This window comes from Pseudomonas sp. 3A(2025) (assembly GCF_054589175.1).
Map to the genome: position 1 here is coordinate 171,034 of NZ_BAAILM010000095.1, position 25,967 is coordinate 197,000.

The window sequence follows — 25,967 nt, forward strand, 5'->3', positions numbered from 1 at the left end:
GAAAGCCGGTCCCCGGAGAAGATAAATGAGCGCGTTATATATGATTCTCGGGACCCTGGTGGCCCTGGGTGTACTGGTGACGTTCCACGAGTTCGGCCACTTCTGGGTGGCACGCCGCTGTGGCGTCAAGGTATTGCGGTTTTCAGTGGGCTTCGGCACACCGCTGGTGCGCTGGCATGACAGGCAGGGTACCGAATTTGTGGTGGCGGCCATTCCGCTGGGCGGCTACGTCAAGATGCTCGACGAGCGTGAAGGGCATGTGCCGGCTGAAATGGCAGAGCAGTCGTTCAATCGCAAGACTGTTTATCAGCGCATTGCCATTGTTGCGGCAGGGCCAATTGCCAACTTTCTGTTGGCAATCGTGTTTTTCTGGTTGTTGGCGATGCTCGGCAGTCAGCAGGTCAAGCCGGTGATCGGCACGGTGGCGCCAGACAGTATTGCGCAGCAGGCAGGTCTTGTTGCAGGTCAGGAAATCGTTGCTGTCGATGGCAAGCCGACCGTCGGCTGGTCGGCGGTCAATCTGCAGCTGGTTCGCCGTCTGGGCGAGAGCGGCATCGTCAATGTGAGCGTGCGCGAGCCGGGCGCCAGTGTCGACAGCGCGCATCAACTGGTACTCAAGGACTGGCTCAAGGGTGCCGAAGAGCCGGACCCGATCCGCTCGCTGGGTATCCAGCCCTGGCGTCCGGCCTTGCCGCCGGTGCTCGCCGAGCTCGATCCGAAAGGCCCTGCGCAAGCTGCCGGCCTCAAGACCGGTGATCGGCTGGTTGCGCTTGATGCTCAGCCGCTGAATGAGTGGCAGCAGGTGGTCGACTGGGTGCGCGAGCGGCCCGAAGCACGAGTTTCTGTCACCCTTGAGCGCGACGGCGCGCAGGTGGTTGTGCCGTTGACGCTGGCGGCGCGGGGCGAGGGCGAGGCGGCAACCGGTTACCTGGGCGCTGGGGTCAAAGGTGGCGAGTGGCCGGCCGAGATGCTTCGAGAGGTCAGCTACGGGCCGCTGGAGGCAGTCGCCGAAGGCTTCAGGCGTACCTGGACCATGAGTGTGCTGACCCTTGAATCGCTGAAGAAAATGTTGTTCGGGGAGCTCTCGGTAAAAAACTTGAGTGGACCGATAACCATTGCTAAAGTGGCGGGCGCTTCAGCCCAGTCGGGCGTGGGTGACTTCCTGAATTTTCTGGCTTATCTGAGCATAAGCCTGGGGGTTCTCAATTTGCTGCCCATTCCGGTGCTGGATGGGGGGCATTTGCTGTTTTATCTGATCGAATGGGCCCGTGGGCGTCCTCTTTCGGAAAAGGTACAGGGTTGGGGGGTTCAGATTGGTATCAGTCTGGTAGTGGGCGTCATGTTGCTCGCACTGGTCAACGATCTGGGTCGACTCTAAAAGCTTCGCTCCATTGCGAATCTGCCGCCTGAGGCGGCAGTTTGTTTATTGCCAGTTGGAATAAAGGACTTCATGAAACGTCTGCTGCTAACTGCGGCTCTTGCCGTACTGATGATCGCTGAAGTTCACGCCGAGTCCTTCACTATCTCCGATATCCGTGTCAATGGCCTGCAGCGGGTTTCCGCCGGCAGCGTCTTTGGCGCCTTGCCGCTCAACGTTGGCGAGAGCGCGGACGATGGTCGTCTGGTCGAAGCCACTCGTGCGTTGTTCAAAACCGGGTTCTTCCAGGACATCCAGCTGGGGCGTGAAGGTAACGTTCTGGTCATCACCGTCGTCGAGCGTCCATCGGTCGCCAGCATCGAGATCGAAGGCAACAAGGCGATCTCGACCGAAGACCTGATGAAGGGACTGAAGCAGTCCGGTCTGGCCGAAGGCGAGATCTTCCAGCGCGCGACCCTTGAGGGTGTGCGTAACGAGCTGCAACGCCAGTACGTTGCCCAGGGCCGTTATTCCGCTGAAGTGAAAGCCGAAGTCGTTCCCCAGCCACGCAACCGCGTAGGCCTGAAGATCGATATCAACGAAGGCACCGTCGCTGCCATCCAGCACATCAACGTGGTGGGCAACACCGTCTTCCAGGAGCAGGAACTGGTTGACCTGTTCGAGCTCAAGACCACCAACTGGCTGTCGTTCTTCAAGAACGACGACAAGTACGCCCGTGAAAAACTGTCCGGCGACCTTGAGCGTCTGCGTTCCTACTACCTGGACCGCGGCTATATCAACATGGATATCGCCTCTACCCAGGTTTCGATCACCCCTGACAAGAAGAGCGTGTACATCACGGTCAACGTCAACGAGGGCGACAAGTACAACGTCAAGTCGGTCAAGCTCAGCGGCGACCTGAAAGTGCCTGAAGATCAGGTCGAGTCCCTGTTGCTGGTGCAGCCTGGCCAGGTGTTCTCGCGCAAGATCATGACCACCACGTCCGAACTGATCACCCGTCGTCTGGGTAACGAAGGCTATACCTTCGCCAACGTCAACGGCGTGCCGACTCCGAACGCCGAAGACCGTACCGTCGATATCACTTTTGTAGTCGATCCGGGCAAGCGCGCGTACGTCAACCGCATCAACTTCCGTGGCAACACCAAGTCGGCCGACGAAGTGCTGCGTCGCGAAATGCGCCAGATGGAAGGCGGTTGGGCTTCGACCTACCTGATCGACCAGTCGAAAGTGCGTCTTGACCGTCTGGGCTTCTTCAAGGAAGTCAACGTCGAAACACCGGCCGTGCCGGGCACCGACGACCAGGTCGACGTGAACTATGCTGTTGAAGAACAGGCTTCCGGTTCCATCACCGCCAGCGTTGGTTTTGCGCAAAGCGCCGGCCTGATCCTCGGTGGTTCGATCAGCCAGAACAACTTCCTGGGTACCGGTAACAAGGTCAGCATCGGCCTGACCCGTAGCGAATACCAGACTCGCTACAACTTCAGCTATGTCGATCCGTACTACACGCCGGACGGTGTGAGCCTGGGTTACAACGCGTTCTACCGCACCACCGACTACGATGACCTCGACGTCGACGTGGCCAGCTACGCCGTGGACAGCATGGGTGCCGGCATCAGCCTGGGCTACCCGATCAGCGAAACCGCGCGCCTGACCTACGGCCTGAACGTACAGCAGGACAAGATCAAGACCGGCACCTACACCGTTGATGAAATCTTCGACTTCATCGACAAGGAAGGCAGCAACTTCACCAACTTCAAGGGCTCGATCGGCTGGTCCGAGTCGACCCTGAACAAAGGTGTACTGGCGACCCGTGGTCACTCGCAAAGCCTGGTGGCCGAAGCGACACTGCCGGGCAGCGATCTGTCGTTCTTCAAGGTCGACTACCGTGGCCAGTACTTCTACCCGATCAACGACACCTATACCCTGCGCTTGCATACCGAGCTGGGCTTTGGTGATGGTTATGGTTCGACCAGCGGCCTGCCGTTCTATGAGAATTACTACGCCGGCGGTTTCAACTCGGTACGTGGCTTCAAGGACAGTACGCTAGGTCCTCGCAGCACGCCAAGTAAAGGTGCTGATGATCCAAACGGACGGCCTGGCACCTTGCGTGATCCGGACCAGGATCCGCTGCCATTTGGCGGCAACGCACTGGTGCAAGGTGGTGTAGAGCTGATGTTCCCGCTGCCATTCATCAAGGACCAGCGTTCCCTGCGTACCTCCCTGTTCTGGGACGTGGGTAACGTCTTCGATACCAACTGCGAGTCCAAAACAAGGACCGGTACAGGCGAAAAAGTCGAATGTAACGGTGTCGACTTCTCCGGCATGGCAAGTTCCGTTGGCGTTGGCGTGACCTGGATCACCGCGCTCGGCCCGCTGAGCTTTGCTCTGGCGATGCCGATCAAGAAGCCGGACAACGATTCGGAAACCCAAGTGTTCCAATTCTCTCTGGGCCAGACCTTCTAAGGTCTGACTCCTGGCAACGAAAACGAATTTTGTAGGAGTGTATTTGTGCGTAAGTTGACCCAATTGGCACTGCTGGCCACTGTACTGGTAGCAACCCCGGCCTTCGCTGATCTGAAAATTGCCGTTCTGAACTATCAGATGGCCCTGCTGGAATCCGACGCTGCCAAGCGTTACGCCGTGGACGCCGAGAAAAAATTCGGCCCGCAAGTCACCAAGCTCAAAGGTCTGGAAACCAGCGCCAAGGGCATCCAGGATCGTCTGGTCAGCGGTGGCGACAAGATGGCTCAGCCAGAGCGCGAGCGTCTTGAGCTGGAATTCAAGCAAAAGGCCCGCGACTATCAGTTCCAGTCCAAGGAACTGAACGAAGCCAAAGCTTCTGCCGACCGCGAAATGCTCAAGCAGCTCAAGCCGAAGCTGGATCAGGCTGTTGAAGAAGTCATCAAGAAAGGTGCTTTCGATCTGGTGTTCGAGCGTGGTGCAGTGATCGACGTCAAGCCTCAGTATGACGTCACTCGCCAGGTCATCGAGCGCATGAACCAGCTGAAGTAATCATGAGCGCAGCCATCAAGCTCGGCCAGCTGGCCGAGTTCCTCGGCGCCACTCTGCGTGGCGACAAGGACAAGGACATTACCGGGCTTGCTACCTTGCAAGAGGCAGGGCCCGGTCAAGTCAGTTTTCTGGCCAACCCGCAGTATCGAAAGTTTCTCGCCGAAACCCGCGCTGCCGCCGTGCTGCTCAAGCCGGCCGATATCGACAGCTACGACGGTGACGCGCTTCTGGTCCCTGATCCTTATCTGGCCTATGCCCGGGTGTCACACCTGTTCGACCCCAAGCCCAAGGCTGTGACCGGAATTCACCCAACCGCCATTGTGGCCGATGATGCGCATGTCGATCCGGCTGCAAGCATCGGTCCTTATGCGGTCATCGAAAGCGCTGCACGGATTGCTGCGGGCGTGACTGTGGGCGCTCATTGCTTCATCGGTGCGCGCAGTGAAATCGGTGAGGGCGGCTGGCTGGCTTCGCGTGTCACGCTGTATCACGATGTTCGCATCGGCCAGCGTGTGGTGATTCAGTCCGGTGCGGTGCTGGGCGGGGAAGGCTTTGGTTTCGCCAATGAAAAGGGTGTCTGGCAGAAAATCGCCCAGATCGGCGGTGTGGTCATCGGTGACGATGTGGAGATTGGCGTGAACACCGCCATCGACCGCGGCGCGCTGGCTGACACCCGGATCGGCAACGGCGTGAAGCTGGACAACCAGATCCAGATTGCACACAACGTGCAGATTGGCGATCACACGGCAATGGCGGCTTGCGTCGGCATTTCCGGCAGCACCCGAATCGGCAAGCACTGCATGCTCGCTGGTGGTGTGGGGCTGGTGGGGCATATCGACATTTGCGACGGGGTATTCATCACCGGCATGACCATGGTGACCCACTCGATCACCGAGCCGGGTTCCTATTCGTCGGGTACGGCCATGCAGCCTGCCGCCGAGTGGCGCAAGAGCGCAGCGCGCTTGCGCAAGATCGATGACATGGCGCGACGCCTGCAAAAGCTGGAAAAAACCGTCGAGACCGTGACCCGCGACGCCAATGATTCATCTGATGGCTGAAATCTCTTTCATATCGGGTCAGTACGGTCGATAGACCGCCTGCCCGATTTGCAGAAGAGTGCGTGCAGTCGTTACGCATTCTCACTCTTTACTACAGGCTTTCCCTCGAAATGATGGACATCAACGAAATACGCGAATACTTGCCTCATCGTTACCCTTTCCTGTTGGTGGATCGTGTCGTAGAGCTGGATATCGAGGGCAAGACTATTCGCGCCTACAAGAATGTCAGCGTCAACGAACCTTTCTTCAATGGCCATTTTCCCCAGCATCCGATCATGCCGGGCGTACTGATCATTGAGGCCATGGCTCAGGCTGCCGGCATCCTGGGCTTCAAAATGCTTGACGCCAAGCCTGCCGATGGCACTCTCTACTACTTCGTTGGTTCGGACAAACTGCGTTTTCGTCAGCCAGTGGTGCCGGGCGACCAGTTGCTGCTTGAGGCCAGGTTCGTCAGCTGCAAGCGCCAGATCTGGAAGTTCGAGTGCAAGGCCTCGGTTGACGGCAAGTCGGTTTGCTCCGCTGAAATCATCTGTGCGGAACGCAAGCTATGAGTTTGATTGACCCTCGCGCAATCATCGATCCGACGGCCGTACTGGCCGACAACGTTGAGGTCGGCCCCTGGTCGATCATCGGAGCCGGTGTGCAAATTGGCGAGGGTACAGTGATCGGTCCCCACGTAATTGTGCGCGGCCCGACGTGCATCGGTCGTCATAACCGTATCTACCAGTTTTCCTCGGTAGGTGAAGACACCCCTGACCTCAAGTACAAGGGTGAAGAGACGCGCCTGGTGATTGGCGATCACAACGTGATTCGTGAAGGGGTGACCATTCATCGCGGTACCATTCAGGACCGCGCCGAAACCACGCTGGGCGACCACAACCTGGTCATGGCCTATGCCCACATCGGCCATGACAGCGTAATCGGCAACCACTGCATCCTGGTCAATAACACGGCATTGGCCGGTCACGTGCACGTCGATGACTGGGCGATCCTGTCCGGCTATACCCTGGTGCATCAGCATTGCCATATCGGCGCCCACAGCTTTTCCGGCATGGGCACGGCGATTGGCAAGGATGTACCGGCGTTCGTCACGGTGTTCGGTAATCCTGCCGAAGCGCGCAGCATGAACTTCGAGGGCATGCGCCGTCGTGGTTTCTCCGAAGAAGCCATTCAGGCGCTGCGCAAGGCCTACAAGACGGTTTACCGTCAGGGTCTGACCGTCGATCAGGCGATTGTCCAGCTCACTGAGCCTGCGGCTGCATTTCCTGAGGTGGCTATCTTTCTCCAGTCGATCCAGTCCTCGACCCGCGGCATCACCCGCTGACCATGGGCGATTCATTGCGTATCGCCCTGGTCGCCGGCGAAGCGTCCGGTGATATTCTTGGTGCCGGCCTGATGCGTGCAATCAAGGCGCGTCATCCGGATGCCACATTCATTGGCGTTGGCGGACCGCTCATGGAAGCCGAAGGCATGGCCTCGTACTTTCCCATGGAGCGCTTGTCGGTCATGGGTCTGGTCGAAGTGCTGGGGCGTTTGCGTGAGTTGCTGGGTCGGCGCAAGGAGCTGATCGCGGCCCTGATCGCCGAGCGACCGGATGTATTCATCGGCATCGATGCGCCGGATTTCACCCTCAATATCGAACTGCAATTGCGCCGTGCAGGCATCAAGACCGTGCACTACGTCAGCCCGTCGGTCTGGGCCTGGCGACAGAAGCGGGTGCTGAAAATTCGCGAAGGCTGCGACCTGATGCTGACCCTGCTGCCGTTCGAGGCGCGCTTCTATGAAGAGAAGGGCGTGCCGGTGCGTTTTGTCGGGCATCCGCTGGCCGACACCATTGCGCTGGACTCGGACCGCGCGGCGGCACGGGCGCAACTTGGGTTGGGCGATGGTCCGCTGGTTGCGCTGATGCCCGGCAGTCGTGGCGGTGAAGTCGGGCGTCTGGGTGCGCTGTTTTTCGATGCCGCACAACGCTTGCTGGCCGAGCGGCCCGAACTGCGTTTCGTGCTGCCTTGCGCCAGCCCGCAGCGGCGCGTGCAGATCGAGCAGTTGCTGCAAGGCCGCGACCTGCCCGTCACGCTGCTGGACGGCGGCTCGCATCTGGCATTGGCGGCGTGCAACGCGGTGTTGATCGCCTCGGGGACCGCCACACTGGAGGCGCTGCTGTACAAGCGTCCGATGGTGGTTGCCTACCGCATGGCACCGTTGACCTTCTGGATTCTCAAGCGCCTGGTCAAGAGCCCTTATGTCTCGCTGCCCAACCTGTTGGCCGATCGTGGGCTGGTCCCCGAGTTGCTTCAGGATGCGGCGACGCCAGAAGCGCTGGCGGGCGAAATACTGCCGCTGATCGATAACGGCCAGGCGCAGACCGAGGGTTTCGATGCGATTCATCGCACGCTGCGTCGCGATGCCTCCAACCAGGCTGCTGACGCCGTGCTGGCACTGATCGGCCGCCCTTCTTCTCTGTGAGTGTACGAACAATGCAAATGGGCCTGGATTTCACCCTCGTCGAAGAGCTGGTTGCCGGTGTCGATGAAGTCGGACGTGGTCCATTGTGTGGTCCGGTGGTCACCGCTGCGGTGATTCTCGACCCGGCCCGGCCGATTCTTGGCCTGAACGACTCGAAGAAACTGACCGAGGCGCGTCGCGAAAAACTCTTCGACGAAATTCGTGAAAAAGCCCTGTGCTGGTACATCGCTCGTGCCGAGGTCGAAGAAATCGACAGCTTGAATATTCTGCATGCCACCATGCTGGCCATGCAGCGCGCTGTCGAGGGCCTGAGCATCACGCCAAAACTGGCGCTGATCGATGGCAATCGCTGCCCGAAACTGTCGGTGCCGTCGGCGCCGGTAGTGCAGGGCGATGCCAAGGTGCCGGCGATTGCAGCTGCTTCGATTCTGGCCAAGGTCAGCCGCGACCGGGAAATGGCCGCCTTCGAGCTGATCTATCCTGGCTACGGCATGGGTGGGCACAAAGGCTATCCGACCCCCGTTCATCTGGAAGCGCTGGCGCGTCTGGGGCCAACGCCGATCCATCGGCGCTCTTTCGCCCCGGTGCGCGCCGCCTGGGAGGCCGTTGCCGCCACAGCACCCGGCGTACCCAAGGGCTTGCTGCAGGACTGACGTTTCAAGCCTGGCTGGGTACAATCCCGATCTTCGTTTTTCGTGTTCCAGCGTTATAGGATCTTCATGTCGGCTTCTTTCGTTCATCTGCGCCTGCACACCGAATACTCCCTGGTCGACGGGCTGGTCCGGGTCAAACCGCTGGTCAAGGCGCTGACGGGCATGAACATGCCGGCGGTCGCCGTCACCGATCAGGGCAACATGTGCTCGCTGGTCAAGTTCTACAAGGCGGCGCAAGGGGCCGGCATCAAGCCGATCTGCGGCGCCGACCTGTGGCTGGCCGGCAAGAATGCCGATGCACCGTTGAGCCGCCTGAGCCTGCTGGTGATGAACCCGCTGGGCTATCGCAACCTGACCGAGCTGATTTCCCGTGGCTTCACCGAAGGCCAGCGCAATGGCTTTGTGATCGTCGAGCGCGAGTGGGTGGCCCAGGCCAGCGAAGGCCTGATCGCGCTGTCGGCGGCCAAAGAGGGCGAGATCGGCATGGCCCTGCTCGGCAACAATGCCGATGAGGCCGACCAGTTGTTGCGTGAGTGGATGGCGGTATTCCCCGACCGCTTCTACATCGAGTTGCAGCGCACCAACCGCGTCAACGACGAAGAGCACGTGCATGCCGCCGTTGCCCTGGCCGATCGCCATGGCGCGCCGCTGGTGGCGACCAACGATGTGCGCTTCATCCGCGAAGAAGACTTTGCCGCCCACGAAACCCGCGTGTGCATCGGCGAAGGCCGGGCGCTGGACGACCCGCGCCGCTCGCGCAATTACAGCGATCAGCAGTACCTCAAAAGTGCGGAAGAAATGGCCGCGCTGTTCAGTGACCTGCCCGAGGCGCTGGAAAACACCGTCGAGATCGCCAAGCGCTGTAACATCGACGTCAAGCTGGGCACGCACTTTTTGCCCAATTTCCCGATCCCCGATGGCATGACCATCGACGAATACTTTCGCAAGGTCTCTTTCGACGGGCTTGAAGAACGTCTTCAGGTGCTGCTGCCCAAAGACTCGGAAAACTATGAAGAACGCCGGCAGGTGTATGTCGACCGGTTGAATTTCGAGCTGGATATCATCATCCAGATGGGCTTTCCCGGTTACTTCCTGATCGTGATGGACTTCATCCAGTGGGCCAAGAACAACGGCGTGCCGGTAGGCCCGGGCCGGGGGTCGGGTGCCGGATCGCTGGTGGCCTATGTGCAGAAGATCACCGACCTCGATCCGCTGGAATACGACCTGCTGTTCGAGCGCTTTCTTAACCCCGAGCGGGTTTCGATGCCCGACTTCGACGTCGACTTCTGCATGGACGGCCGCGACCGCGTCATCGAATACGTGGCCGAGAAATATGGCCGCAACGCGGTCAGCCAGATCATCACCTTCGGTTCCATGGCGGCCAAGGCGGTGGTGCGCGACGTGGCGCGCGTGCAGGGCAAGTCCTATGGGCTGGCCGATCGCTTGTCGAAGATGATTCCTTTTGAAGTCGGCATGACGCTGGAGAAGGCCTTCGAGCAGGAAGAGATTCTGCGCGACTTCCTCAAGAACGACGAAGAAGCGGCCGAAATCTGGGAAATGGCGCTCAAGCTCGAGGGTGTGGTGCGTAACGTCGGCAAACACGCCGGTGGCGTGGTGATCGCGCCAACCAAACTGACCGACTTTGCACCCATTTATTGCGACGAGGCCGGCGACGGTCTGGTGACCCAGTTCGACAAGGACGACGTCGAGGCGGCGGGTCTGGTGAAGTTCGACTTCCTCGGCCTGCGGACCCTGACGATCATCGACTGGGCGCTGGACACCATCAACCGTGAGCGGGCCAAGGAAGACAAGGCGCCGCTGGATATCGCCTTTATTCCGCTGGACGACAAGCCGACCTACGAACTGTTACAGCGCGCCGAGACCACGGCGGTGTTCCAGCTTGAATCGCGAGGCATGAAAGAGCTGATCAAAAAGCTCAAGCCCGACTGCCTGGAAGACTTGATCGCACTGGTGGCCCTGTTTCGTCCGGGGCCCCTGCAATCGGGCATGGTCGATGACTTCATCAACCGTAAGCACGGCCGCGCAGAGCTGGCCTATCCGCACCCCGATTATCAGTACGAAGGCCTCAAGCCCGTTCTGGCACCGACCTACGGCATCATTCTGTATCAGGAACAAGTGATGCAGATTGCCCAGGTCATGGCCGGCTACACCCTGGGTGGCGCCGACATGCTGCGCCGCGCCATGGGCAAGAAAAAGCCCGAAGAAATGGCCAAGCAGCGTGGCGGTTTCATTGAGGGTTGCAAGAACAACAACATCGAGCCGGATCTGGCAGGCAACATCTTCGATCTGGTAGAAAAATTCGCCGGCTACGGCTTCAACAAGTCTCACTCGGCCGCCTATGGTCTGGTCTCTTACCAGACCGCCTGGCTGAAAATGCACTACCCGGCGCCGTTCATGGCGGCGGTGCTGTCGGCGGACATGCACAACACCGACAAGGTCGTGACCCTGATCGAAGAAGTGCGCAGCATGAAGCTGCGCCTGGATGCGCCGGACGTGAACATGTCCGAGTTCAAGTTCACGGTCAGTGACGACGGACGGATCATCTACGGTCTGGGTGCGATCAAGGGCGTGGGTGAGGGCCCGGTAGAGGCGATTACCGAAGCGCGTCGTAACGGGCCTTTCAAGGACCTGTTCGACTTCTGTGCGCGGGTCGATCTCAAACGGGTCAACAAGCGAACCCTCGATGGCCTGATTCGCAGCGGTGCGCTGGACCGTCTGGGGCCGTATTTCGAGCTGGAACCCAAGGCGTATCAGGCCAACATCGACCGTAACCGCTCGGTGTTGCTGACCGCGCTGGAAGAAGCCATCCAGTCGGCCGAACAGACTGCGCGCAGCCGCGACAGCGGGCACAGCGACCTGTTTGGTGGTCTGTTCGAAGCCGAAGACGCCGATGTCTATGCCAACCATCGCAAGACCCGCGAGATCACCCTCAAGGAACGCCTGCGCGGTGAGAAAGAAACCCTGGGCCTGTACCTGACCGGCCACCCGATCGATGAATACGAAGGTGAGATACGCAGGTTTGCCCGTCAGCGCATCATCGACTTGAAGCCGGCGCGCGATACGCAGACCGTGGCGGGGCTGGTGATTGCCTTGCGGGTGATGAAAAACAAGAAGGGCGACAAGATGGGGTTCATTACCCTGGACGACCGTTCTGCGCGTATCGAAGCCTCGCTGTTTGCCGAGGCGTTTCACGCCGCTCAGTCGCTGTTGCAGACCGATGCTATCGTGGTGGTCGAAGGTGAGGTCAGTAACGATGATTTCTCCGGTGGCCTGCGCTTGCGTGCCAAGCGCGTCATGAGCATCGAAGATGCCCGTACCGGTCTTGCCGAAAGCCTGCGCGTGACGGTGGATACCGACGCCCTCAAGGGCGACCGGCTGCGCTGGTTGGGGGATCTGTGCAAGCGCCATCGCGGTGCCTGCCCGGTGACCCTCGATTACACAGGGCTGGATGCCCAGGCGATATTGCAGTTTGGCGACAGCTGGAGAATCGACCCTGCCGACAGCCTGATTCAGGCGTTGCGTGACCAGTTCGGCAAGCAGAACGTCTTCCTCCAGTATCGTTAAGCGCTTAAAGTAGCGAGTTTTTAACCTCGACCTGAAAGCGCCCCTTCCGTATGGTGGGGCGCTTTTACAGATCAACCGGCCGGCCTCTTGGCCGTCGACCCAAGACGGATGCCTATGAACCCGAATTTTCTCGATTTCGAACAGCCTATCGCTGACTTGCAAGCCAAGATCGAAGAGCTGCGCCTGGTAGGCAATGACAACTCGCTGAACATCAGCGACGAGATCTCCCGACTGCAGGACAAGAGCAATACGCTTACCGAAAGCATCTTCGGCAACCTGACCAGCTGGCAGATCGCACGGATGGCGCGTCACCCGCGTCGTCCTTATACCCTGGACTACATCGAGCACATCTTTACCGAATTCGACGAGCTGCACGGCGACCGGCACTTTGCCGATGACGCTGCCCTTGTCGGCGGTGTGGCACGCCTGGATGATCAGCCCGTGATGGTGATCGGTCACCAGAAAGGCCGTGAAGTCCGCGAGAAGGTACGTCGCAACTTCGGCATGCCGCGTCCGGAAGGCTACCGCAAGGCCTGCCGTCTGATGGAAATGGCCGAGCGTTTCAAGATGCCGATCATGACCTTCATCGATACGCCGGGGGCTTACCCCGGGATCGACGCCGAAGAGCGCAACCAGAGCGAAGCGATTGCCTGGAACCTGCGCGTCATGGCGCGTCTGAAAACCCCGATCATTGCCACTGTGATCGGTGAAGGCGGTTCTGGCGGCGCACTGGCCATCGGTGTTTGCGACCAGTTGAACATGCTGCAGTATTCGACCTATGCGGTGATTTCGCCGGAAGGTTGCGCGTCGATTCTGTGGAAAACCGCCGAGAAGGCGCCGGACGCCGCTGAGGCCATGGGTATCACCGCCGAACGCCTGAAGGGCCTGGGTATCGTCGACAAGGTGATCAACGAGCCACTGGGTGGCGCGCACCGTGATCCGGCGGCCGCTGCCGCGCTGATCCGCGAAGAGTTGCTAGGCCAGCTGGACTCGCTGAAGAAGTTCGACAGTGCTGCATTACTGGCGCGCCGTTATGAGCGTCTGATGAGCTACGGCGTCTGACATGACGTTGCCCCCGACCGTGTCATGAGCGATCACGCGTTATACGTCGCCCTCGCTCGGGCGCTGTCGGGGGCTGACGCGGCGCCTGCCTTGCATGTCGCGTTCTCCGGTGGTCTGGATTCCACTGTCCTGCTGCACCTGCTGGTCGCACTTTCAAAGCGCCAGCCACTCCCGCCGATTCATGCCATTCATGTCCATCACGGTTTGCAAGCGACGGCTGACGCCTGGCCTGAGCATTGTCGCCAGGTCTGCATGGCGCTGGGCGTGCCCTTGCGCGTAGAAAAGGTTCAGGTGCGCAGCGGCGCCAGCCTTGAAGAGGCGGCGCGTCAGGCACGCTATGCCGCGTTTACGCATGTGCTGGGGGCGGGTGAATGGTTGCTTGTGGCCCAGCATCGCGACGATCAGGCCGAAACGTTGCTGTTTCGTCTGTTACGTGGTGCCGGCGTGCGCGGTCTGGCGGCCATGGCGCCGCATCGGGCGTTAGGACAGGGCAGTCTGCTGCGCCCGTTGTTGGGCGTCTCTCGCTCGGAGCTTGAAGGCTATGCGCAGCGACATAGCCTGAGTTGGGTCGAGGATCCGAGCAATCAGGACACGCATTACTCGCGCAACTTTCTGCGCGCTCAGGTGCTGCCGCTGTTGCAGGCACGCTGGCCGCAGGCGCAGACCAGCCTGGCGCGCAGTGCGGCGCATCTGGGCGAGGCTCAGCAATTGCTCGATGAGCTGGCGGTCGAAGATCTGGCAGATGCGCGTTCGTGTGACATCGGCCTTTTTTCCTGGCTTGTTCTGCCGGTGCTGGCCATGGCGCCGCTGGCCGGACTTTCCGAGGCACGTCAGCGTAATGCCCTGCGCCACTGGCTGGCGTCATTGACCCGGCTGCCGGACACCGATCATTGGGCCGGCTGGAAAGACCTGCGCGACGCCCAGCCTTCGGCGCATCCCGTCTGGCGTCTGGCCGATGGCGAGTTGCATCGGGCAGGCGAACATATGTTCTGGCTGGCGGGTGACTGGTTGCATCAGCCTTGCGGCGTATCTGTCTGGCACGACTTGACGCAACCGCAGGTCTTGCCCGGCAATGGCGTACTGGGTTTTTCAGGCGAAGTGCCGCAAGGAACGTTTGAAATACGCTATCGCCAGGGCGGGGAAGTCATGAGCGTACCCGGACGCGGGCAGCGTGATCTGAAGCGGCTGTTCAACGAAAAAAAACTGCCGGGTTTTGTCCGCACGCGTCTGCCACTGCTGTTTCAGGGCGGTCGCCTGGTGGCGGTGGCCAATCTGTCAGGGCTGGACCGCGTGGGCGAAAAAGGTGCGCAGTTGTGCTGGAGTGCGCCGACGAGCGACCAATGTTTGAGCTGATAGGCCCTTTCCGGTAGACTACGCTCCCTTCTTGATACAGCTTGTGTCAGTGGTTTCCAATTGACTCAAGTTGCCGATTTTCAACCCGTGTTTACGGGGCAATCTTTTAACGTGTGGCGCAATGGACAGGCCTATGGCCAGTCGGTTTCAACGCAGCAGTTTCAGGCATGCATTGTGAACCTGGTGGGCAATCGGGGGCTTCGGCCTTCCTTCGCTTTCCCCGGCGGCTCTGACCGCTTTAACGCAGACTTCTAGGGTTTTTCATGACGCGCTTCATCTTCGTCACGGGCGGTGTTGTTTCTTCATTGGGGAAAGGCATTGCCTCAGCTTCATTGGCGGCCATCCTGGAGGCGAGGGGACTTAAGGTCACCATGCTCAAGCTGGACCCCTACATTAACGTCGACCCGGGCACCATGAGCCCGTTCCAGCACGGTGAAGTGTTCGTCACCCACGACGGCGCCGAAACCGACCTGGACCTGGGCCACTACGAGCGGTTCATCCGCACGACCATGACCCAGAACAACAACTTCACCACCGGCCGTGTCTACGAACACGTGTTGCGCAAGGAGCGCCGTGGTGATTATCTGGGTGCGACCATTCAGGTCATCCCGCACATCACCGACGAAATCAAGCGCCGGATCATCAAGGGCGCCGGCGATGCTGACGTGGCCCTGGTCGAGATCGGCGGCACGGTCGGCGACATCGAGTCGCAACCGTTCCTTGAGGCGATTCGTCAACTGCGCTTCGAAGTGGGCGCCAAGCGCGCCATGCTGATGCACCTGACGCTGGTTCCTTACATCGCCACTGCGGGTGAAACCAAGACCAAGCCGACCCAGCACTCGGTCAAGGAACTGCGCTCCATCGGCCTGCAGCCTGATGTACTGATCTGCCGTTCCGATCACCCGATCGACGTGTCGTCGCGTCGCAAGATCGCGCAGTTCACCAACGTTGAAGAGCGTGCGGTCATCGGTCTGGAAGACGCCGACACCATCTACAAGATCCCGGGCATCCTGCATGCTCAGGGCCTGGATGATTTCGTCGTCGAGCGCTTTGGCCTGCAATGCGGCGGCGCCGATCTGTCCGAATGGGACGCGGTAGTCGACGCCAAGCTCAACCCAGAGCATGAAGTGACCATCGCCATGGTCGGCAAGTACATGGAGCTGCTCGATGCGTACAAATCGCTGATCGAGGCCATGAGCCACGCCGGTATCACCAACCGCACCAAGGTCAATCTGCGCTACATCGACTCCGAAGACATCGAGAACCAGGGCACTGGCCTGCTCGAAGGTGTCGACGCGATTCTGGTGCCGGGCGGCTTCGGTCTGCGCGGTGTCGAAGGCAAGATCACTGCCGTACAATTCGCCCGCGAAAACAAGGTCCCTTACCTGGGTATCTGTCTGGGCATGCAAGTGGCGGTCATCGAGTTCGCACGTAACGTGCTGGGCTGGAAAGACGCCAACTCTACCGAGTTCGACCGTACCGTCGCACATCCGGTCGTGGGCCTGATCACCGAGTGGGAAGATGCCACCGGTGCGGTCGAAACCCGCACCGAAAGCTCCGACCTGGGTGGCACCATGCGTCTGGGCGCTCAAGAGTGCCAGCTGTTGCCGGGCACCAAGGTGCACGACTGCTATGCCAAGGATGTGATTGTCGAGCGTCATCGTCATCGCTACGAGGTCAACAACAAGCTGCTGCCACAACTGATCGAGGCCGGCCTGCAAATCTCTGGTCGCTCCGGTGATGGCGCGCTGGTTGAAGTGGTTGAAGCGGCTGATCACCCATGGTTCGTGGCGTGCCAGTTCCACCCTGAGTTCACCTCGACGCCGCGTGACGGGCATCCGCTGTTCAGCGGTTTCGTCAAGGCTGCCCTGGCTCAACATCAGAAGAACGCCTGATTCGGGATATCAAGTACATGGCTCAGAAAATCATTCGCGTAGGCTCCATCGAGATCGCCAACGACAAGCCCCTGGTCCTGTTCGGCGGCATGAACGTGCTGGAGTCCCGTGACCTGGCCATGCAGATCTGCGAGCAATACGTGCGCGTTACCGAGAAACTCGGTATCCCGTACGTGTTCAAGGCCAGTTTCGACAAGGCCAATCGCTCCTCGATCAATTCCTATCGGGGGCCGGGGCTGGAAGAGGGCTTGCGCATTTTCGAAGAGATCAAGCGCACCTTCAATGTGCCGCTGATCACCGATGTGCATGAACCGCACCAGGCCGCTGCGGTGGCCGAAGTGTGCGACATCATCCAGTTGCCGGCCTTTCTGTCGCGTCAGACCGATCTGGTCGTGGCGATGGCAAAGACCGGTGCCGTGATCAACATCAAGAAAGCCCAGTTTCTCGCGCCTCAGGAAATGAAACACATCCTGACCAAGTGCGAAGAGGCGGGTAACGAGCAGTTGATCCTCTGCGAGCGTGGTTCGAGCTTCGGCTACAACAACCTGGTGGTCGACATGCTCGGCTTCGGCATCATGAAGCAGTTCGAGTACCCGGTGTTCTTCGACGTGACCCATGCCCTGCAAATGCCGGGCGGTCGCTCCGATTCGGCCGGCGGTCGCCGTGCCCAGGTGCTGGAACTGGCCAAGGCTGGTCTGTCGCAAGGTCTGGCCGGGTTGTTCCTGGAAGCGCACCCGGACCCTGACAACGCCAAATGCGATGGTCCTTGCGCCCTGCGTCTGGACAAGCTGGAGCCGTTCCTGACCCAGCTCAAGGCCCTGGATGATCTGGTGAAAAGTTTTGCGCCCGTAGAGACCGCCTAAGTCCGGCTCTGCGGTAAAGTGCGCGCCCGGTCCTGCCGGTTTTCGGTCGGGCGCCACCCGTTTTTCCCTGCTGTGTCGTTTACGTCAATCTTGGAGTGTTCACAACAATGGCAAAAATCGTCGACATCAAAGGTCGTGAAGTTCTCGACTCCCGTGGCAACCCCACTGTCGAAGCTGACGTGCTTCTCGACAATGGCATCATCGGTTCGGCCTGTGCGCCATCCGGTGCTTCGACCGGCTCGCGCGAAGCGCTCGAGCTGCGTGATGGCGACAAGAGCCGTTACCTGGGTAAAGGTGTTCTCAAAGCGGTAGCCAATATCAACGGCCCTATTCGCGACCTGCTGCTGGGCAAAGACCCGGTCGACCAGAAAGCGCTGGACCAGGCGATGATTGCCCTCGACGGTACTGAAAACAAAGGTAGCCTGGGCGCTAACGCCATCCTCGCTGTGTCCCTCGCGGCTGCCAAGGCCGCGGCTCAGGATCAGGACCTGCCGCTGTACGCGCACATCGCCAACCTCAATGGCACCCCGGGCGTCTACTCGATGCCGGTGCCGATGATGAACATCATCAACGGTGGCGAGCACGCCGATAACAACGTCGACATTCAAGAGTTCATGGTTCAGCCGGTTGGCGCCAAGACCTTCTCCGACGCGCTGCGCATGGGCACCGAGATTTTCCATCACCTCAAGGCTGTACTGAAGGCCCGCGGCCTGAACACTGCCGTGGGTGACGAAGGTGGTTTCGCGCCAAACCTGGCTTCCAACGAAGACGCCCTGAGCGCCATCGCCGAAGCGGTAGCCAATGCCGGTTACACCCTGGGCACCGACGTGACCCTGGCACTGGACTGCGCCGCCAGCGAGTTCTATGAAGAAGGCGGCAAGTACAACCTGTCCGGCGAAGGCCAGTCCTTCGACGCCGCCGGTTTTGCCGACTATCTGGCAGGTCTGGCCAGCCGTTACCCGATCATCTCGATCGAAGACGGCCTGGACGAGTCCGACTGGGCTGGCTGGAAAATCCTTACCGACAAGATCGGCGACAAGGTGCAACTGGTGGGCGACGACCTGTTCGTGACCAACACCAAGATCCTGAAAGAAGGCATCGAGAAGAACATCGCCAACTCGATCCTGATCAAGTTCAACCAGATCGGTACCCTGACCGAGACGCTGGAAGCCATTCAGATGGCCAAGGCTGCCGGTTACACTGCAGTGATCTCGCACCGTTCCGGTGAAACCGAAGATTCGACCATTGCCGACCTGGCCGTGGGTACTGCTGCTGGCCAGATCAAGACAGGGTCTCTGTGCCGTTCCGACCGCGTCTCGAAGTACAACCAACTGCTGCGTATCGAAGAGCAATTGGGCTCCAAGGCTGTTTATCGCGGTCGTGCAGAGTTTCGCGGCTAAGCCATAGATGGTAAAACGGCAGGGCCTGCACGCGGTCTGTGCAGGTTGATGCCGATGTTGTGCTTATTGAGCCTGGCCTTTGTCAGGCTCAATGCCGTTGGTTGCTATGTTTCTGGCGCTGCCGCCTCATTACCGGGTCACTGATATTTAAATGCGCAGTCCTTACTGGTTGTTTCTCGTCCTGCTGTTGTTACTTGGCGGTCTGCAATATCGACTGTGGGTAGGTAACGGAAGTCTTGCGCAAGTGGCCAGCCTGACCCAGCAGATCGCGGATCAACATGCCGAGAATCAAAACCTGCTTGAACGCAATCGGGTGCTGGATGCTGAAGTCATGGAGCTGAAAAAAGGTCTGGAGACCGTCGAAGAGCGTGCCCGCCATGAGCTGGGTATGGTCAAAGATGGCGAAACGCTTTATCAGTTGGCGCGCTGAGCATGAGCAATGCATTGCCTTTTTTCTGGGCCGTCATTCCCGCCGCAGGCGTGGGTGCCCGTATGGCCGCAGACCGTCCCAAGCAATATCTGGCATTGGGCGGCCTCACTATTCTTGAACACAGCCTGCTGTGTTTTCTCGATCATCCGCGGCTCAAGGGGCTGGTCATCAGCCTGGCCGAGGATGATCCCTACTGGCCGACCTTGCCCTGTGCTCTGGATTCACGGATTCAGCGCGTCACCGGTGGCAAGGAACGCGCCGATTCGGTGCTCAATGCCTTGTTGCACCTGCATGCGCAGGGTGCAGGCGACGATGACTGGGTGCTGGTGCACGATGCGGCGCGGCCCAATCTGGCGCGCAGCGATCTGGATAACCTGCTGGGCGAACTGGCCGATGATCCGGTCGGCGGCCTTCTGGCGGTGCCGGCCCGCGATACCCTCAAGCGTGCCGATGCCCAGGGGCGAGTGGCCGAAACGGTCGACCGCAGCCTGATCTGGCAAGCCTATACGCCGCAGATGTTCCGTCTTGGCGCCTTGCACCGTGCGCTGGCCGACAGCCTGGTGGCCCATGTACCGATCACCGATGAGGCCTCGGCCATCGAGTGGTCCGGTGCCGCGCCGCGCCTGGTCGAAGGCCGTGCCGACAATATCAAGGTCACCCGTCCCGAAGACCTTGAATGGCTGCGCCAGCGCCGGCAAGGCAGCGTTTAGCCTGCCGCGTATTCCTTGCGCTGCGTCAGGCCCTGCTTGAGGTAATCGACCAGCTTGCGCACCTTGGGCGACAAGTGCCGCTGTTGCGGGTACAGCGCCCAGACCGCCGTGTTGGGCGGCTGATGAGCCTCCAGCAGAGAAACAAGAGCGCCACTGTGCAAGTGTTCAAGCACGTAATAGTCCGGTAACTGGCACAGGCCCGTGCCATTCAAAGCAGCATCGAGCACCGCCTGGCCACTGTTGCAGCGCCAGTTGCCTTGCACGCGTTGAGAAAATTCCCGGCCATTTTGCTGCAGCAGCCAGGTGTCGCTGCTGCCGATCAGGCAGTTGTGGCGGTTCAATTCCGACAGGCTGTGCGGCCTGCCATAACGCTCCAGATACGACGGCGAGGCGCACAGGTACATGCGTCGTGGCGCCAGGCGCGTGGCGACCATGCGCGAATCCTGCAAGCGCCCCAGGCGAATCGCCAGGTCCAGGCCTTCATGCACCAGGTCCAGAGTGTCGTTGCTCAACTCGATGTCGACGCGCAACTGCGGGTAACTTTCCATGAAGCGGGTCACCAGCGGTGCGATAAAGCGCTCGCCGTAAGCGACTGCGCACGTCATGCGCAACAGCCCTTTGGGCTCGCTGTTCAGATCGCCCACCGCGCGCAGGGCTTCTTCGCGGCCATCTTGCAGGCGCTGACAATGCTGCAAGAAGGTTTGCCCGGCTTCGGTGAGGGTGACCCGGCGGGTACTGCGGTATAGCAGGCGGGTCTGCAGGCGTTCTTCAAGGCGCATGATCTGCCGGCTGACATGTGAAGACGACACGCCCAGCCGCTGCGCCGCCGCTGTGAACTGGCCGCTTTCAGCGACCGCCACAAACTCATCCAGACCTTCCCAGCGGTTGGCGTACATTGATTATCCCTGTGCAGCAATAATGTTTTGCTTTTGTCTGGATTATTCATCATTCAGCAGCGTAATACACTCCGGGTCTGTTTTTACCCAAATGGAGAGACCCAATGATCAAGTCACGCGCCGCTGTCGCCTTTGAAGCCAAGAAGCCGCTGGAGATTGTCGAAATCGATGTGGCCATGCCCAAGGCTGGCGAAGTGCTGCTGAGGGTCGTTGCCTCGGGTGTTTGCCACACCGACGCCTACACCTTGTCCGGTGCCGATCCCGAAGGGATTTTTCCGGCGATCCTGGGCCACGAAGGCGGCGCAATCGTCGAGGCTATCGGTGAGGGCGTGACCTCGGTGGCAGTGGGCGATCACGTTATTCCGCTGTACACCCCGGAATGCCGTCAGTGCAAATTCTGCCTGTCGGGCAAGACCAACCTCTGTCAGTCGATCCGTGCGACCCAGGGCAAGGGCCTGATGCCGGACGGCACTGCGCGCTTCTCTTACAAGGGTCAGCCGATTTTCCACTACATGGGCACCTCGACCTTTTCCGAGTACACCGTGCTGCCGGAAATCTCGGTGGCCAAGATCCAGAAAGATGCCCCGCTGGAGAAGGTTTGCCTGCTGGGTTGCGGCGTGACCACCGGCATCGGTGCGGTGCTCAATACCGCCAAGGTCAAGCCGGGTGACACCGTGGCCATCTTCGGCCTGGGCGGCATCGGTCTGTCGGCAATCATCGGTGCGGTCAAGGCCAAGGCCTCGCGCATCATTGCCATCGACATCAACCCGTCCAAGTTCGATATCGCCCGTCAGCTGGGGGCTACCGACTTCATCAATCCGAAAGAATACGATCGCCCGATCCAGGAAGTGATTGTCGACCTGACCGATGGTGGTGTCGACTTCTCGTTCGAGTGCATCGGCAACGTGCAACTGATGCGCGCTGCGCTGGAGTGCTGCCACAAGGGCTGGGGCGAGTCGGTGATCATCGGCGTGGCCGGTGCCGGCCAGGAAATCGCTACCCGTCCGTTCCAGTTGGTGACCGGTCGCGTCTGGCGCGGTTCGGCCTTCGGTGGCGTGCGTGGCCGTACCGAACTGCCGAGCTACGTCGACATGGCGCAAAGCGGCGAGATTCCGCTGGACGACTTCATCACCCACACCATGGGCCTTGAAGACATCAACAAGGCATTCGACCTGATGCACGAAGGCAAGAGCATTCGCTCCGTCATCCATTTCTAAAGAAGCCGCAAGCGTTGAGCTGCAAGCGGCAAGAGGGTGCCCGCCTTTACTTGCCGCTTGCAGCCATGAGCTTGCAGCTTGGAGCTATCCAATGGGCCTTGAAAATATTTCCTGCCAGAAGAGCTTTGGTGGCTGGCACAAGCGCTACAGGCACACCTCCAAAGTGCTGGGCTGCGACATGGTTTTCGCCGTGTATTTGCCGCCGCAGGCGGAGCAGGGCGGCAAGCTGCCGGTACTGTACTGGCTGTCGGGGCTGACCTGCACCGATGAAAACTTCATGCAAAAGGCTGGCGCGCATCGGCTGGCGGCTGAGCTCGGGATCATCATCGTGGCGCCGGACACCAGTCCGCGCGGCCCCGATGTGCCGGGTGACCCGGACGGTGCCTGGGATTTCGGCCTTGGCGCAGGGTTCTACCTCAATGCCACCGAGCAGCCGTATGCCAAGCATTACCGCATGCACGACTATGTGGTCGACGAGTTGCCGGCGCTGATCGAGTCGCACTTTCCGGCGTCTCAGGCGCGTGGTATCAGCGGCCACTCCATGGGTGGCCATGGCGCGTTGGTCTGTGCCTTGCGCAACCCTGGGCGTTATCAATCGGTGTCGGCATTTTCACCGATCAGCAATCCGGTGGACTGCCCGTGGGGTCAGAAAGCGTTTTCGCGCTATCTGGGCGAGGATCGTTCGCGCTGGCGTGAGTGGGATGCCAGCCTGCTGCTGGCGCAGGCCACGCAGAAGCTGCCGATTCTGGTGGATCAGGGCGACCGCGACGATTTTCTGGTCAACCAGCTCAAGCCAGAGGCGCTGGTGCAGGCCGCCAAGGCTGCGGGCCATCCGTTGAATCTGCGTCTGCAGCCCGGCTATGACCACAGTTACTACTTCATCGCCAGCTTCATCGAAGAACACCTGCGGCATCACGCCACAGCCCTGAACGCTTATTGAGTGCAATCAGGTCAGTTCAACTGACCGTGTGCCTTGCAAAGCAGGTAGAATCGCGCCCTGACTTTTTTCAGGGCGTTTTTCTATGCGTATTGGCCATGGCTACGATGTGCACCGTTTCGCCGAAGGCGATTTCATTACCTTGGGCGGCGTGCGGATTGCACACGGTTTCGGCCTGCTGGCCCATTCCGATGGCGATGTCCTGTTGCATGCCTTGAGCGATGCCTTGCTGGGGGCCGCCGCACTGGGCGACATCGGCAAGCACTTTCCGGACACCGATCCACAGTTCAAGGGTGCTGACAGCCGTGTATTGCTGCGCCATGTGATGGCGCAGGTACAGAGCAAAGGCTGGAAGGTCGGTAACGTCGACGCCACCATCGTTGCCCAGGCGCCGAAGATGGCGCCGTATATCCAGGCCATGCGCGAGCTGATCGCCGAGGACCTGCAGGTCGATCTCGATCAGGTCAACGTCAAAGCCACCACCACGGAAAAACTCGGCTTCGTCGGCCGCGAAGAAGGTATTGCCGTGCATGCCGTCGCACTGTTGCTGCGCGCATGAACGACCTTCAACTGCTGGGTCCGCGGGCTTACGGAGAGGCGTTGGGTACAGCCGTGCTCAAGGCCACTGCCGATGATTTTCAGGTCGATGAGGTGCTCGACATCCCGTTGTCCGGCGATGGTGAGCATCTGTGGCTGTGGGTCGAAAAGCGCGACCTGAACACCGAAGAGGCCGCTCGCCGGCTGGCGCGTGCTGCCGGGGTGCCGTTGCGTACCGTCAGCTATGCCGGTCTCAAGGACCGTCAGGCGTTGACCCGTCAGTGGTTCAGCATTCAGTTGCCGGGCAAGGCCGACCCGGACCTGTCGGCGGCCGAAGATGACACCCTGACGATTCTTTCGCGTGGCCGGCACCGCCGTAAACTGCAACGCGGTGCGCATGCTGCCAACGGTTTTACCTTGCGCCTGACGGGGTTGAAGGCCGACAAGCCCGCCTTGCAGCAGCGCCTGGAAGCCATTGCAGCCCAGGGCGTGCCCAATTACTTCGGTGCCCAGCGTTTCGGCTATGAGGGCGGCAACCTGGCCCAGGCCCGCGACTATGCCGCACGCCTGGCCTTGCCCGAACAGCGTGCGGTACGCTCGCGGCTGTTGTCGACGGCGCGCAGTTACCTGTTCAACCGGGTTCTGGCGGCGCGGGTCAGCGAGGGCAACTGGAACAAGGCGCAAGTGGGCGACTTGCTGGCGTTCACTGACAGCCGCAGCTTCTTTGTGGCCGGCAGCGAGGAGTGCAACGATCCACGCCTGGCGATTCTCGACCTGCACCCTACCGGTCCGCAGTGGGGCGCCGGAGCCTCGCCGGCCAGCGGTGCCACAGGTGAGCTGGAAAACGGCCTGGCAAGCAGCGAAGCGGCACTGTGCGAGTGGCTGGTGCGGGCGGGAATGGAACACGAACGACGTATTCTGCGACTGCCCATTGGCCGTTTGGCATGGCATTATCCCGAGTCTGACATTCTGCAACTGGAATTTGTCCTTCCGCCCGGATGTTTCGCCACCGTTCTGGTACGCGAACTCGTCGATCTGGTGCCGGTCGGGCTAACGGATAGCCCATGCGTATTCTGATTTCAAACGATGACGGGGTCGCCGCGCCCGGTCTGGCAGCGCTGTACGCCGCGTTGTCGGACTATGCCGAGTGCACGGTGATTGCCCCGGATCAAGACAAGAGCGGTGCCAGCAGTTCATTGACGCTGGATCGCCCGCTGCACCCACAAACGCTGGATAACGGTTTCATCAGCGTCAATGGCACGCCCACAGACTGCGTACACCTGGGCCTCAACGGGCTGTTGCCGTATGAGTGCGATATGGTGGTGTCGGGTATCAATCTTGGCGCCAACCTTGGCGATGACGTGCTGTATTCAGGCACGGTGGCTGCCGCTCTGGAGGGCCGCTTCCTGCAGCGTCCCAGCATGGCCTTTTCGTTTTTGTCGCGTCAGCCGGACAACCTTGCGACGGCGGCCCATTACGCCCGCCTGCTGGTCGAGGCGCACGAACAACTCGACCTGCCGCCACGCACCGTATTGAACGTGAACATTCCCAACCTGCCGCTGGATCGGGTGCGTGGCATTCAACTGACCCGGCTGGGACATCGGGCTCGCGCCGCTGCACCGGTCAGGGTGGTTGACCCGCGTGGTCGGGCCGGTTACTGGATAGCGGCAGCCGGGGACGCCGAAGACGGCGGAGCGGGTACCGATTTCCATGCGGTGATGCAAGGGTATGTATCGATCACCCCCTTGCAGCTCGATCGTACTTTTCAGGACGGTTTCAGCAGTCTGAATACTTGGCTTGGAGGGTTACGCTGATGTCCCGTGACCATGATGACTTGCTGCGCCGTGGCATCGGCATGACTTCGCAGCGTACCCGCGAGCGGTTGATCCAGCGATTGTCCGAAGAGGGAGTGGCCGACAGGCGGGTGCTTGATGTCATCCGCAAGACGCCACGTCACCTGTTCGTCGATGAGGCGCTGGCACACCGGGCCTATGAAGACACCGCTTTGCCTATCGGCCATAACCAGACCATTTCCCAGCCCTATATGGTGGCACGCATGAGCGAGCTGCTGCTGGAGGCCGGGCCTCTGGACAAGGTCATGGAGATCGGTACCGGTTCCGGTTACCAGACGGCTGTGCTGGGACAGCTGGTCGAGCGGGTGTTCTCCGTCGAACGCATCAAGGTGTTACAGGATCGTGCCAAAGAACGCCTGATCGAACTGAACGTGCGCAATGTGGTGTTTCGCTGGGGTGACGGTTGGGAAGGCTGGCCTGCACTGGCGCCTTACAACGGTATCATTGTCACGGCGGTGGCCACCGATGTGCCTCAGGCCCTGCTCGATCAACTGGCCCCCGGTGGGCGGATGGTCATCCCGGTGGGCTCGGGCGAGGTTCAACAGTTGCTGATGATCGTGCGTGAAGAACACGGGTTCTCCCGGCGAGTGCTGGGCGCCGTGCGTTTTGTACCGTTGCTCAATGGCCCTCTGGCCTGAACGGTCAGGCCTGTGAACATCGGG

General features: G+C 60.3%; 23 protein-coding genes. 22 read left to right on the forward strand and 1 reads right to left on the reverse strand.

Annotated elements, in window-relative coordinates; translation table 11 throughout:
- The first annotated feature begins 25 nt into the window (after positions 1-25).
- From rseP to ispD, 16 genes are all read left to right on the forward strand, one after another.
- On the forward strand, positions 26-1,378 hold the full coding sequence (gene rseP / locus ACYP2A_RS24315; protein WP_459748488.1) for a sigma E protease regulator RseP: 1,353 nt from the start codon (positions 26-28) through the stop codon (positions 1,376-1,378).
- A gap of 72 nt (positions 1,379-1,450) precedes the next feature.
- Positions 1,451-3,841, forward strand: coding sequence for an outer membrane protein assembly factor BamA (gene bamA / locus ACYP2A_RS24320; RefSeq protein ID WP_459748489.1), 2,391 nt, complete (start codon positions 1,451-1,453; stop codon positions 3,839-3,841).
- Positions 3,842-3,886: 45 nt separating this feature from the next.
- Complete coding sequence (locus ACYP2A_RS24325; RefSeq protein ID WP_459748490.1) at positions 3,887-4,390, forward strand: OmpH/Skp family outer membrane protein; 504 nt, start codon at positions 3,887-3,889, stop codon at positions 4,388-4,390.
- A 2-nt stretch (positions 4,391-4,392) separates the two neighbouring features.
- Positions 4,393-5,448: a UDP-3-O-(3-hydroxymyristoyl)glucosamine N-acyltransferase gene (lpxD, locus tag ACYP2A_RS24330; RefSeq protein ID WP_459748491.1), complete on the forward strand. Its 1,056-nt coding sequence runs from the start codon at positions 4,393-4,395 to the stop codon at positions 5,446-5,448.
- A 110-nt stretch (positions 5,449-5,558) separates the two neighbouring features.
- Positions 5,559-5,999 carry a 3-hydroxyacyl-ACP dehydratase FabZ gene (gene fabZ, locus ACYP2A_RS24335; protein WP_056834957.1) on the forward strand — a complete coding sequence of 147 codons (441 nt, stop codon included), beginning with the start codon at positions 5,559-5,561 and terminating at the stop codon, positions 5,997-5,999.
- Complete coding sequence (gene lpxA / locus ACYP2A_RS24340) at positions 5,996-6,772, forward strand: acyl-ACP--UDP-N-acetylglucosamine O-acyltransferase (protein WP_459748492.1); 777 nt, start codon at positions 5,996-5,998, stop codon at positions 6,770-6,772. Before fabZ ends, lpxA begins: the two co-directional genes overlap by 4 nt.
- Before the next feature lie 2 nt (positions 6,773-6,774).
- Entirely contained in the window at positions 6,775-7,914 is a 1,140-nt protein-coding gene (gene lpxB, locus ACYP2A_RS24345; RefSeq protein ID WP_459748493.1) for a lipid-A-disaccharide synthase, read from the forward strand.
- Positions 7,915-7,925: 11 nt separating this feature from the next.
- A complete protein-coding gene (gene rnhB, locus ACYP2A_RS24350; protein WP_459748494.1) occupies positions 7,926-8,567 on the forward strand; it encodes a ribonuclease HII in 642 nt (213 codons plus the stop codon).
- A gap of 66 nt (positions 8,568-8,633) precedes the next feature.
- Complete coding sequence (dnaE, locus tag ACYP2A_RS24355) at positions 8,634-12,152, forward strand: DNA polymerase III subunit alpha (protein WP_459748495.1); 3,519 nt, start codon at positions 8,634-8,636, stop codon at positions 12,150-12,152.
- A gap of 114 nt (positions 12,153-12,266) precedes the next feature.
- A complete protein-coding gene (gene accA, locus ACYP2A_RS24360; RefSeq protein WP_459748496.1) occupies positions 12,267-13,214 on the forward strand; it encodes an acetyl-CoA carboxylase carboxyl transferase subunit alpha in 948 nt (315 codons plus the stop codon).
- Positions 13,215-13,238: 24 nt separating this feature from the next.
- Complete coding sequence (gene tilS, locus ACYP2A_RS24365) at positions 13,239-14,567, forward strand: tRNA lysidine(34) synthetase TilS (RefSeq protein ID WP_459748497.1); 1,329 nt, start codon at positions 13,239-13,241, stop codon at positions 14,565-14,567.
- A 263-nt stretch (positions 14,568-14,830) separates the two neighbouring features.
- Positions 14,831-16,462 (forward strand): CTP synthase, encoded by a 1,632-nt coding sequence (locus tag ACYP2A_RS24370; protein WP_459748498.1) that lies wholly within the window; start codon positions 14,831-14,833, stop codon positions 16,460-16,462.
- A gap of 17 nt (positions 16,463-16,479) precedes the next feature.
- Positions 16,480-17,325 (forward strand): 3-deoxy-8-phosphooctulonate synthase, encoded by an 846-nt coding sequence (kdsA, locus tag ACYP2A_RS24375; protein WP_459748499.1) that lies wholly within the window; start codon positions 16,480-16,482, stop codon positions 17,323-17,325.
- Positions 17,326-17,432: 107 nt separating this feature from the next.
- Positions 17,433-18,725 (forward strand): phosphopyruvate hydratase, encoded by a 1,293-nt coding sequence (gene eno, locus ACYP2A_RS24380; protein ID WP_459748500.1) that lies wholly within the window; start codon positions 17,433-17,435, stop codon positions 18,723-18,725.
- Between the two features lie 151 nt (positions 18,726-18,876).
- Positions 18,877-19,155, forward strand: coding sequence for a cell division protein FtsB (gene ftsB, locus ACYP2A_RS24385; RefSeq protein ID WP_459748501.1), 279 nt, complete (start codon positions 18,877-18,879; stop codon positions 19,153-19,155).
- Between the two features lie 2 nt (positions 19,156-19,157).
- Positions 19,158-19,865 carry a 2-C-methyl-D-erythritol 4-phosphate cytidylyltransferase gene (gene ispD, locus ACYP2A_RS24390; RefSeq protein WP_459748502.1) on the forward strand — a complete coding sequence of 236 codons (708 nt, stop codon included), beginning with the start codon at positions 19,158-19,160 and terminating at the stop codon, positions 19,863-19,865.
- Here ispD and ACYP2A_RS24395 read toward each other — a convergent pair.
- Positions 19,862-20,761, reverse strand: coding sequence for a LysR family transcriptional regulator (locus ACYP2A_RS24395; RefSeq protein ID WP_459748503.1), 900 nt, complete (start codon positions 20,759-20,761; stop codon positions 19,862-19,864). The genes ispD and ACYP2A_RS24395 overlap by 4 nt on opposite strands.
- Positions 20,762-20,865: 104 nt before the next feature.
- Here ACYP2A_RS24395 and ACYP2A_RS24400 point away from each other — a divergent pair, with 104 nt between their 5' ends.
- From ACYP2A_RS24400 to ACYP2A_RS24425, 6 genes are all read left to right on the forward strand, one after another.
- On the forward strand, positions 20,866-21,978 hold the full coding sequence (locus ACYP2A_RS24400) for an S-(hydroxymethyl)glutathione dehydrogenase/class III alcohol dehydrogenase (protein WP_459748504.1): 1,113 nt from the start codon (positions 20,866-20,868) through the stop codon (positions 21,976-21,978).
- 91 nt (positions 21,979-22,069) lie between these two features.
- Entirely contained in the window at positions 22,070-22,918 is an 849-nt protein-coding gene (gene fghA / locus ACYP2A_RS24405) for an S-formylglutathione hydrolase (protein WP_459748505.1), read from the forward strand.
- 82 nt (positions 22,919-23,000) lie between these two features.
- A complete protein-coding gene (ispF, locus tag ACYP2A_RS24410; RefSeq protein ID WP_459748506.1) occupies positions 23,001-23,474 on the forward strand; it encodes a 2-C-methyl-D-erythritol 2,4-cyclodiphosphate synthase in 474 nt (157 codons plus the stop codon).
- Positions 23,471-24,529, forward strand: coding sequence for a tRNA pseudouridine(13) synthase TruD (truD, locus tag ACYP2A_RS24415; RefSeq protein WP_459748507.1), 1,059 nt, complete (start codon positions 23,471-23,473; stop codon positions 24,527-24,529). The genes ispF and truD overlap by 4 nt, the downstream gene beginning before the upstream one ends.
- On the forward strand, positions 24,517-25,266 hold the full coding sequence (gene surE, locus ACYP2A_RS24420; protein WP_459748508.1) for a 5'/3'-nucleotidase SurE: 750 nt from the start codon (positions 24,517-24,519) through the stop codon (positions 25,264-25,266). Before truD ends, surE begins: the two co-directional genes overlap by 13 nt.
- 41 nt (positions 25,267-25,307) lie before the next feature.
- Positions 25,308-25,943 (forward strand): protein-L-isoaspartate(D-aspartate) O-methyltransferase, encoded by a 636-nt coding sequence (locus ACYP2A_RS24425; protein WP_459748750.1) that lies wholly within the window; start codon positions 25,308-25,310, stop codon positions 25,941-25,943.
- The last annotated feature ends 24 nt before the right edge of the window (positions 25,944-25,967 follow it).

Bases quoted from the DNA above. Each gene is read 5' to 3' on its own strand.
- rseP (WP_459748488.1), top strand. From the start codon at position 26: ATGAGCGCGTTATATATGATTCTCGGGACCCTGGTGGCCCTGGGTGTA.
- bamA (WP_459748489.1), top strand. From the start codon at position 1,451: ATGAAACGTCTGCTGCTAACTGCGGCTCTTGCCGTACTGATGATCGCT.
- lpxD (WP_459748491.1), top strand. From the start codon at position 4,393: ATGAGCGCAGCCATCAAGCTCGGCCAGCTGGCCGAGTTCCTCGGCGCC.
- fabZ (WP_056834957.1), top strand. From the start codon at position 5,559: ATGATGGACATCAACGAAATACGCGAATACTTGCCTCATCGTTACCCT.
- lpxA (WP_459748492.1), top strand. From the start codon at position 5,996: ATGAGTTTGATTGACCCTCGCGCAATCATCGATCCGACGGCCGTACTG.
- lpxB (WP_459748493.1), top strand. From the start codon at position 6,775: ATGGGCGATTCATTGCGTATCGCCCTGGTCGCCGGCGAAGCGTCCGGT.
- rnhB (WP_459748494.1), top strand. From the start codon at position 7,926: ATGCAAATGGGCCTGGATTTCACCCTCGTCGAAGAGCTGGTTGCCGGT.
- dnaE (WP_459748495.1), top strand. From the start codon at position 8,634: ATGTCGGCTTCTTTCGTTCATCTGCGCCTGCACACCGAATACTCCCTG.
- accA (WP_459748496.1), top strand. From the start codon at position 12,267: ATGAACCCGAATTTTCTCGATTTCGAACAGCCTATCGCTGACTTGCAA.
- tilS (WP_459748497.1), top strand. From the start codon at position 13,239: ATGAGCGATCACGCGTTATACGTCGCCCTCGCTCGGGCGCTGTCGGGG.
- ACYP2A_RS24370 (WP_459748498.1), top strand. From the start codon at position 14,831: ATGACGCGCTTCATCTTCGTCACGGGCGGTGTTGTTTCTTCATTGGGG.
- kdsA (WP_459748499.1), top strand. From the start codon at position 16,480: ATGGCTCAGAAAATCATTCGCGTAGGCTCCATCGAGATCGCCAACGAC.
- eno (WP_459748500.1), top strand. From the start codon at position 17,433: ATGGCAAAAATCGTCGACATCAAAGGTCGTGAAGTTCTCGACTCCCGT.
- ftsB (WP_459748501.1), top strand. From the start codon at position 18,877: ATGCGCAGTCCTTACTGGTTGTTTCTCGTCCTGCTGTTGTTACTTGGC.
- ispD (WP_459748502.1), top strand. From the start codon at position 19,158: ATGAGCAATGCATTGCCTTTTTTCTGGGCCGTCATTCCCGCCGCAGGC.
- ACYP2A_RS24395 (WP_459748503.1), bottom strand. From the start codon at position 20,761: ATGTACGCCAACCGCTGGGAAGGTCTGGATGAGTTTGTGGCGGTCGCT.
- ACYP2A_RS24400 (WP_459748504.1), top strand. From the start codon at position 20,866: ATGATCAAGTCACGCGCCGCTGTCGCCTTTGAAGCCAAGAAGCCGCTG.
- fghA (WP_459748505.1), top strand. From the start codon at position 22,070: ATGGGCCTTGAAAATATTTCCTGCCAGAAGAGCTTTGGTGGCTGGCAC.
- ispF (WP_459748506.1), top strand. From the start codon at position 23,001: ATGCGTATTGGCCATGGCTACGATGTGCACCGTTTCGCCGAAGGCGAT.
- truD (WP_459748507.1), top strand. From the start codon at position 23,471: ATGAACGACCTTCAACTGCTGGGTCCGCGGGCTTACGGAGAGGCGTTG.
- surE (WP_459748508.1), top strand. From the start codon at position 24,517: ATGCGTATTCTGATTTCAAACGATGACGGGGTCGCCGCGCCCGGTCTG.
- ACYP2A_RS24425 (WP_459748750.1), top strand. From the start codon at position 25,308: ATGACTTCGCAGCGTACCCGCGAGCGGTTGATCCAGCGATTGTCCGAA.